Raw genomic sequence first — 6,937 nt, forward strand, 5'->3', positions numbered from 1 at the left:
GGCTGCTGATCATAGCCCGGCAGTTCGCGGCTGAACATCGGCCGGTTGGCCAAGGCGTTTCACGGCGTATCGCGCCGGTCAGCCAATATGCATGAGTCGACGAGCCGGGTCCGGTAAAATGCCGCTTTGCTCTCGGTCGCACGCATCATGGCGCATAACCTCCTGAACGACACCTTCCTGCGCGCATTGCTGCGTCAGCCGACCGACTACACGCCGATCTGGCTGATGCGTCAGGCGGGGCGCTACCTGCCGGAATACAACGCCACGCGTGCGCGTGCGGGCAGCTTTCTTGGTCTCGCCAAGAGTCCGGCCTACGCCACGGAAGTTACGCTGCAGCCGCTCGAGCGGTATCCGCTCGACGCCGCCATCCTGTTCTCCGACATTCTGACCGTACCGGACGCGATGGGTCTTGGGCTGGAATTCGTAGCGGGAGAAGGGCCGAAATTCGCCCGTCCGGTGCGCACGGAGGCTGACGTCGCCCGCCTGGCCGTGCCCGACATCGACTCGACGCTGCGTTACGTGACCGACGCGGTCCGCGAAATCCGCAGCGCGCTCATGGATGCGCAGGGCCGCCAGCGAGTGCCGCTGATCGGCTTTTCCGGCAGCCCCTGGACGCTCGCGTGCTACATGGTTGAAGGCGGCGGTTCGGACGACTTCCGCACGGTGAAGTCCATGCTGTACGCTCGCCCCGATCTGTTGCATCGCATCCTCGAGGTAAATGCAAAGGCGGTCGCCGCCTATCTGAACGCGCAGATCGAAGCCGGCGCACAGGCCGTGATGATTTTCGATACATGGGGCGGCGCGCTGGCCGACGGCATCTATCAGCGCTTTTCGCTGCATTACATTGCACAGGTGGTCAGCCAGCTCAAGCGTCAGCACGAGGGTGAAAAGGTACCGGTGATTACGTTCACGAAGGGCGGCGGCCTGTGGCTAGACGAAATTGCCGCGACCGGTGTCGATGCGGTTGGTCTCGACTGGACGGTGAATCTGGGCAAAGCGCGTGAGCGCGTAGGCGATCGCGTGGCGCTGCAAGGCAACATCGATCCGTCTGTGCTGTTCGCGCCGCCATCGGCGATCCGCATGGAGGCACGCGGTGTTCTCGACAGCTTTGGCAACCATCCCGGCCACGTCTTCAATCTGGGCCACGGCATCTCGCAGTTCACACCGCCTGAGAACGTCGCTGAACTGGTGGATGAAGTGCATCGTCACAGCCGCGCCATTCGCGCCGCTGGCGTCAGCGGAATGGCTCCATCGGCCTAAACGGGCCCGACAGGTTTGCTGCGGCGCAGCGAGCTGGGCTCTCAGACTAAGGGAACCATTGGGGCGGTTAGGCCGTCAGGTGGCCCTTCCACAGTTGTCAAGACTTGACTTATGCACATTAATCACGCTGCGGCGCAGTAGAGGCTTTCATCGTCGCCTGGTGCTTGCAAGTTGCGTGCGCATTTGATCAAGTCCTTGACTGGCAAGGGTTTCACCGAATCCCACAGAAATGTGCGGAAACCCACATAAGGCAGGCGCGGCGCGGTTTTCCGGGCACGAAAACTGAGTTCTCAACAAAGTTATCCACAGGGCGTCCGGGTAAATGACAATTGTTCAGTACAATCCAAAACTTAGCGCAGAAAGTGAAGTTTTACTTTAACTTTGCCGCGCTCACCGCCTTGTTACCTTGTATTGCGCTATGCATCCGCTGCCCGCGCTGAACGAGGATTGCCCACAGCACTGCTGACCACTGTCCTGGCCTGAATCTCAACCTCATCCACTCCGTGAGCCCTGTCTTCGTCCGCGTCGCGCTCGATCACCCGTTGCCGACTCTGTTCGACTATCGTTGCGATGCCGCTGAGGCGCCGCCGCCGGGCACGCTTGTCAGCGTGCCATTCGGCAAGCGGCAGGTGGTGGGCCTCGTGTGCGAAGTGACCGCTCACAGTGACGTGCCGGCAGATCGGCTGCGCGCAGTTGGAGAAGTCTGCAGTGCCTGTCCGCCGCTGTCTAAAGAATGGCTGGAATTGGCTGGGTTCGCCGCGGACTACTACCAGCGCGGCCTTGGAGAAGTGGCGTTGCCAGCTTTGCCCCAGGCGCTGCGTGACCCGTCGCGTTGGGCTCGTCTGCTTGCGCCGCTAGAGCGCTACCGCTTGCTGCCGGCTGGCCGTGCGGCGCTGCCTGACGCGTTACCGGGTCGCGCTAGCGCGTTGCGGCGGCTCGCGCAGGCGCTGTTAGAGGCGGAAGACGAATCGCTTTTAGCCGCAGATGCTCGTGCCGTCCACCCCAAAGCAATCGCGACGCTGGACGCGTGGCGCGCCGAAGGCTGGGTCGAGCGTGAAGTGACCGAGGCAGCCGAACTCGCTGCTGCGCCGGCGCGGCACGACATTCAACCGCCCGCATCAGCGTTACCCAAATTGCCGACGCTTACGGACGAGCAAGCCGCCGCCGTCGACGCGATCCGCGATGCCGATGGTTTCGCGCCGTTCCTGCTGCATGGCGTAACGGGCAGCGGCAAGACTGAGGTGTATCTGCGGGCGCTCGCCGCCATCCTTGCGGCGCGGCCTGACGCACAGGCCCTTGTACTGGTGCCCGAGATCAATCTGACGCCGCAGTTCGAAGCAGCGTTTCGCGCGCGCTTCGCGACGCTCGACGGCACCTCGATTGTCACGTTGCACAGCGGGCTTGCCGAGGGTGAGCGCGCGCGCAACTGGTTCGCCGCTCACAGCGGGTCGGCGCGGATCGTCCTCGGCACGCGCCTCGCGGTACTCGCGTCGCTGCCGAAGCTCGCGATTATCGTCGTCGACGAAGAACACGATCCGGCCTACAAGCAGCAGGAGGGGTTGCGCTACTCTGCGCGTGACCTGGCAATCTGGCGCGCCAAACAACTCGGCTTGCCGGTAGTGCTCGGATCAGCCACGCCTTCGCTCGAAAGCTGGTGGCAAGCGGACCAGGGCCGCTATACGCGTCTCACGCTGTCGCGCCGCGCGGTCGCTGAGGCGGTGTTGCCGAGCGTCAAGCTGGTCGATCTCGAGGAAGAGCGGCGGCGGGGGCGGGCGTCAGTGGAAGGGCTGTCTGGCCCGTTGATCGCCGCGCTGAAAACGCGTCTCGAACGAGGCGAACAGAGCCTCGTCTTTCTCAACCGGCGCGGTTACGCTCCGCAACTGGCCTGCGATGCCTGCGGCTGGGTGGCCGGTTGCCCACGCTGCAGCGCTTACGTGGTGCTTCATAAGCCGGAGCGTTCGTTGCGCTGCCATCACTGCGGCTGGGAAGCGCGCATTCCGCGTTCGTGTCCGGACTGCGGCAACGTGGATCTCGCGCCGCTCGGCCGTGGCACACAGCGGGTTGAAGAAACCTTGTCGAGTGCCGTGCCGGGTGCGCGCGTGCTGCGGATCGACGCGGACAGCACGCGTCGCAAAGGAAGCGCCCAGGCGCTGTTCTCCGATGTGCATGCGGGCGACGTGGATATCCTCGTAGGCACACAGATGATCGCGAAAGGTCACGACTTCCAGCGCGTTTCGCTGGTCGGCGTGCTCAATGCCGACACGGCACTCTTCTCGCACGACTTTCGCGCCAGTGAACGCCTGTTTGCCCAACTGATGCAGGTGAGTGGCCGTGCCGGCCGCGCCGGATTGCCCGGTGAGGTGCTGGTGCAGACGCGCTATCCACGTCACGCGCTGTATCACGCGCTGGCGCGGCATGACTATGTCGGCTTTGCCAACTCCACGCTCGCGGAACGCCGCGACGCGCATTTGCCGCCGTTCGTCTATCAAGCCTTACTGCGCGCCGAAGGGCGCACGCTGGAAGCGGCGCTCGCTTTTCTGCAACAGGGCGCGGCCGCGCTGGCGCAAATACCGTCGGCCGACCGTGTGACCGTCTATGACGCGGTCCCTTTGACCATCGTCAAGGTGATGCATGTGCATCGCGCACAATTGCTGATCGAGAGCGCGTCGCGCGCGGCGCTTCAAGCCACGCTGCGCGCATGGCAACCGGTTTTGCGGACCATCAAAGGCGTACTGCGATGGAATCTCGAAGTCGATCCGCTCGACATCTGAGGACGAGGCACGACTGCCGCGCACTGGCGACGCCATCCCGCGCCGGGGGGCATGCAAATTTCTTCGCGCAACGCGCGCCGCCGCTGTTACTACGCTCATTGACGGTGCCAGCACAAACTGTCGCAAACGCGGCTACCCCGTCTTAAGTCAGTAGCGCCAGCGATTGCGCGCAGCCCGTGCGCGCGTTCGCATCGCATTGGCGTAGCTTGGAGCGGCGGCTGACATTGATGCGGCCAGCCGCGCAGCAGGCACCGCGCGGGCGCTGCGGGCATGCCGGTCGAGTTGCGCCGGTTGCCGGTCGCGCGCTGACGATCGAGATTCACTGGAGCACAGCATGGCCGACCTCGCGATGTTCAATTCAGATTGACGCTCAGTCCCGTACAGCGTCGCCCGCCTGATTCTGCGAACGGCGTGCGTCTACAGGCACTCGGGCGACTGAGCACGTCGCACCGCGGATAAACAAAATCGCGCACATAGCGCACATCGACCAGATTCCGGCCACTACCAGCCACTTTTCCATATCAACGACCTCTTCTAACCCCGTATCGTGCGCTTATGCGCATCCGTATTCCTCTATTAACGGCGCGTCTCGCGATTCGATAAGGGTTGCCAGAAAAGAAATTTATAAGGGAAAGTACTGATCTGTGCTTGCACCGGTCCAACCCGCGCCCATTCACCGCGAAGCCCGGTAATACAAGGCTTTGACGATGGTGCAACCATGCTCTAAGGATGGTTGCACCTTTTTATTGGGAAGCGTACGATTCGGCCAACTTAAAGTCTTTTGGCCGGCGCGGGTTGGTCGGCATATGTCGGCATATAGAAGGAAACATGGCTAGCACCACCCTCGGCGTCAAGGTCGACGACCTCCTGCGTTCCCGGCTGAAAGATGCCGCCGCCCGCCTCGAACGCACTCCCCATTGGCTGATCAAACAGGCAATCTTTGCTTACCTCGAGCGGATCGAACACGGCCAGTTGCCTGCGGAACTGTCCGGCGTTCAAGGCTCGGCTGATCTCGCCGATGGCGCCGCGGTGGAAAACGAAGAAGACGGCGCGTCACATCCATTCCTCGATTTCGCGCAGAACGTGCAACCTCAGTCAGTGTTGCGCGCGGCGATTACCGCGGCCTATCGGCGTCCTGAGCCGGAATGCGTACCGTTCCTGCTTGGTCAAGCTCGCTTGCCGGCGAATCTCGCGAACGACGTGCAGAGCATGGCGGGCAAGCTGGTCGAAACCTTGCGTGGCAAAAGCAAAGGCGGCGGCGTCGAAGGCCTGATCCATGAGTTTTCGCTGTCGAGCCAGGAAGGCGTTGCGCTGATGTGCCTCGCCGAAGCGCTGCTGCGGATTCCCGATCGGGCCACCCGCGACGCACTGATTCGCGACAAGATCAGCAAGGGCGACTGGAAATCGCACGTGGGCCAGGCACCGTCGCTGTTCGTCAACGCCGCGACGTGGGGCCTGATGATCACCGGCAAACTGGTTACGACCAATAGTGAAACCGGGCTCTCATCGGCGCTCACACGGCTGATCGGCAAGGGTGGCGAGCCGCTGATCCGCAAGGGCGTGGATATGGCGATGCGCCTGATGGGCGAGCAGTTCGTCACCGGTGAGAACATTTCCGAAGCGCTGGCCAATAGCCGCAAGTTCGAAGCGCGCGGTTTCCGCTACTCGTATGACATGCTCGGTGAAGCCGCCACCACGGAAGCCGATGCACAGCGCTACTACGCATCGTACGAACAGGCAATCCACGCCATTGGCAAGGCCGCCGGCGGCCGCGGCATCTACGAAGGCCCGGGCATTTCAATCAAGCTTTCCGCGTTGCACGCGCGCTACTCGCGCTCGCAGCAGGAACGCACGATGAGCGAACTGCTGCCGCGCGTGCGCTCGCTCGCGATCCTCGCGCGCCGCTACGATATCGGCCTGAACATCGACGCTGAAGAAGCGGATCGCCTCGAAATCTCGCTGGACCTGCTCGAAGCACTCTGCTTCGATCCGGAACTGGCGGGCTGGAACGGCATTGGTTTCGTCGTGCAGGCGTATCAGAAGCGTTGTCCGTTTGTGATCGACTACATTGTCGATCTGGCGCGTCGCAGCCGTCACCGCATCATGGTGCGCCTCGTAAAGGGCGCGTACTGGGATACGGAAATCAAGCGTGCGCAAGTGGATGGCCTCGAAGGCTACCCGGTGTACACGCGCAAAATCTATACGGACGTGTCGTACATCGCCTGCGCGAAGAAGCTGCTGAGCGCACCCGACGCCGTCTATCCTCAGTTCGCGACGCACAACGCACAAACACTCTCCGCGATCTATCATCTCGCCGGTCAGAACTATTACCCGGGTCAGTATGAGTTCCAGTGCCTTCACGGCATGGGCGAGCCGCTGTACGAAGAAGTCACAGGACGCGACAAGCTGAACCGTCCGTGCCGCGTGTATGCACCGGTCGGCACGCACGAAACGCTGCTCGCGTACCTGGTGCGCCGTCTGCTGGAAAACGGCGCGAATACGTCATTCGTGAATCGCATCGCTGATGAAAGCGTCGCGATCAAGGACCTGGTGGCTGATCCGGTCGAAGAAGCGTCGAAGGTCGTGCCGCTTGGCGCACCGCACGCGAAGATTCCGCTGCCGCGCAATCTGTATGGTGCGGAACGTCTCAATTCGATGGGTCTGGATCTGTCGAACGAGCATCGGCTGGCGTCGCTCTCCTCGGCCTTGCTGGCGAGCGCGCATCATGCATGGCGTGCCGCGCCCATGCTCGAAGACAACGAGATTGCCGTGGGTACGCCGCGCGACGTGCGCAACCCGGCCGATCATCGCGACCTCGTCGGCACCGTGGTTGAAGCCACCTCAGAGCATGTGAGTGCCGCGCTCGCGCATGCGGTCGCCGCCGCGCCGATCTGGCAGGCGACGCC

General features: G+C 62.8%; 3 protein-coding genes. All 3 read left to right on the forward strand.

The window, feature by feature from the left end; genetic code table 11:
* Window positions 1–147 precede the first annotated feature (147 nt).
* Window positions 148–1,260 (forward strand): uroporphyrinogen decarboxylase, encoded by a 1,113-nt coding sequence (gene hemE / locus WCA85_RS12630; RefSeq protein WP_424064296.1) that lies wholly within the window; start codon window positions 148–150, stop codon window positions 1,258–1,260.
* Between the two features lie 503 nt (window positions 1,261–1,763).
* On the forward strand, window positions 1,764–4,031 hold the full coding sequence (locus tag WCA85_RS12635) for a primosomal protein N' (RefSeq protein ID WP_424064298.1): 2,268 nt from the start codon (window positions 1,764–1,766) through the stop codon (window positions 4,029–4,031).
* A gap of 828 nt (window positions 4,032–4,859) precedes the next feature.
* A partial coding sequence (gene putA / locus WCA85_RS12640) for a bifunctional proline dehydrogenase/L-glutamate gamma-semialdehyde dehydrogenase PutA (protein ID WP_424064300.1) occupies window positions 4,860–6,937 on the forward strand: 2,078 nt, incomplete at its 3' end.

Source organism: Paraburkholderia sp. (genome assembly GCF_049581445.1).
Classification (GTDB): domain Bacteria; phylum Pseudomonadota; class Gammaproteobacteria; order Burkholderiales; family Burkholderiaceae; genus Paraburkholderia.